Below are 2,085 nucleotides of genomic sequence, written 5' to 3'. Positions count from 1 at the left end.
AGCCAAAAAAATTCAGCCCTGGCTAAAAAGTTGTGGAAAAGCGCTTCTTACAGCTGAAAAAACAGAATTTGGCCGCTACGCGGGCTTCAAACAGGCTGTTTTTCTGGTCAGCTGTAATGGGTGCTTTCTGGTCGCAACTTTTTACAAGGGGCATTTTTTCTTTTTGTGTGTACTGCTGCCATAGGGCTGCATAGAAACTCTTTCTTGTGATTTTTGACCTGATTGATCTATAAATCTTATTATTTGAGGTTTTCCAAGAGCTCTATTGACTTTGCCATCTTTTTAAGCACCTAGAAAGACTATGTTGCCAGTGGGGAATATTGATCTGAAATACTTGGCGAAAGGAAGATTTGCTTAGTACACTATAGTAAGGCCTTTGCAGCTCCATAAAAGAGGATCGGGGTGCCAAAGAACAACTATTAGGAAAAGCTGTTAGAATAGCATAAGCAAAGTCATACCAACTGGCTACCCCCTCATTCGTATAATGGTAGATACCGGAAGGATAATATCCTGGACTATTTTTAGCGATTTTTTCAATAATCTGCCAAATAGCTGTTGCCAGATCATAAACATAAGTAGGGCTGCTTATTTGGTCATCAACCATTTGAATAGCGCTTCCTTTCTGCGCCAATGCAACCATTTTGGTAAAAAAATTATGCCCTTTTTCTCCATACAACCATGCCGTTCGAATAATATAAAAATGAGTAGCCCGTGCTGCTACTAATGCTTCTCCGTCTCGCTTGGATCGACCATATTGATTAAGTGGATCCGTGGGATCATTTGGCTCCAATGGGCGCCCTGTATTAGTCCCAAAAACATAGTCTGTTGAAAGATGGAAAAGCACAATATGGTATTTTGCAGCTAATGCCGCCAAATAGCCCGCACCTATCCTATTTACCTGAAAGCAGGTGGCTACGTCTTGTTCTGCCAAATGTACATTAGTATAGGCAGCACAATTTATAATGTATTTTACCCCATGTGATTTGATGCAAGACTCTATTTGATCTGCATCTGTAATATCGAGCATGGACTTACTACAAAATAGTGGTACAAACAAAGAATGAGCTGGAAAGGTAGCCTGTAAAGCAATGCCTAACTGACCTTGTGCACCGGTAATTAGAATAACAGACATAACCATTTAGTAGAAAACCTACTGCTAGTAGCACTTTATTTTATCGAAGCGTCTATACTCCTCACATACATTTGGTATGCTTCGGTGATCGACTACACTTTCTCCTAAAAATTGGTCACCACAAATGGCTTTTGCAAGAGATCTAATCTTAAACCATACAAAAGCAATCACGGCAACACTATTTTATCTTAAATAATTGGAACACTATTTTTTTTTTGTTACCATTAATTGTGGGGGCAAGCTATTAGGCATAAGAAATGTCTCAGAAACAGCACTTAGAAAACATAAAAGTGGCTTTTAGCCGCTCATTTAGTTATATTAGCCTTAGAAAACATAAGTTAAGTTAACAAACAAAAAACAAAAAACAAACATACATATGTCAATACCTATAAAAAAAATAATACTTTTACTGCTTATACCTATCGGAGCGATCAATGAATGCGGTAAGCGTCAACCAAATAGCCAACGTAAGGGCAGTAAGCTAAATAAGGCACAGGTGAACCCAAAAGGTCAACGCCAAACAGATCAAAAAAAACTTTTGAGGAATAATCAAACCAACAATAATAATACCAAAAGCAAACTGGATGCTCAAAACTCAGATAATAAGGGAACACCATCAGAAGATAATAGGATAACACCACCAGAAATAATAAATAACAATGAAAAGCATGACAAAGAAAAAAATGGAGATCTCGCAGACATGGCTAACCAGGATAACAGTATAGATAATCAAGACCAAGATCCAAAAAAAGATGAGTCTACTGAAACAAAAAAGGGAGGGCTGATAAAACGAATTAAGCAATTGTTCAAACGAGAAAAAAACAAAAATAGCTAAGAAAATTAGCCTAGATCTAAAGTAGACCTTAGGGTGCAGTGGTAAAGCTGTGCTTGCTGATCGCAAATTTTGTTTTCGTTCACCACTATGGCTTATGTTAGGAAAAAACGCGCCCTTT

The 2,085-nt window shown here is 37.8% G+C and carries 3 protein-coding genes; 2 read left to right on the top strand and 1 reads right to left on the bottom strand.

Features of this window, described 5'->3' with window-relative positions; genetic code table 11:
* A partial coding sequence (locus MUW73_RS03950) for a hypothetical protein (protein ID WP_243018268.1) occupies positions 1-184 on the top strand: 184 nt, incomplete at its 5' end.
* A gap of 78 nt (positions 185-262) precedes the next feature.
* Here the strand turns inward: MUW73_RS03950 and rfbD are convergent.
* Complete coding sequence (gene rfbD, locus MUW73_RS03945) at positions 263-1,132, bottom strand: dTDP-4-dehydrorhamnose reductase (RefSeq protein WP_243018267.1); 870 nt, start codon at positions 1,130-1,132, stop codon at positions 263-265.
* A 376-nt stretch (positions 1,133-1,508) separates the two neighbouring features.
* Here rfbD and MUW73_RS03940 point away from each other — a divergent pair, with 376 nt between their 5' ends.
* Entirely contained in the window at positions 1,509-1,967 is a 459-nt protein-coding gene (locus MUW73_RS03940) for a hypothetical protein (RefSeq protein ID WP_243018266.1), read from the top strand.
* Positions 1,968-2,085 lie beyond the last annotated feature (118 nt).

Source organism: Candidatus Cardinium sp. cByotN1, assembly GCF_022810525.1.
Classification (GTDB): domain Bacteria; phylum Bacteroidota; class Bacteroidia; order Cytophagales; family Amoebophilaceae; genus Cardinium.
This window is presented reverse-complemented; position numbering and strand designations above follow the sequence as displayed.

Coding starts and splice junctions, on each gene's coding strand:
- rfbD (WP_243018267.1), bottom strand. CDS start 1,132: ATGTCTGTTATTCTAATTACCGGTGCACAAGGTCAGTTAGGCATTGCT.
- MUW73_RS03940 (WP_243018266.1), top strand. CDS start 1,509: ATGTCAATACCTATAAAAAAAATAATACTTTTACTGCTTATACCTATC.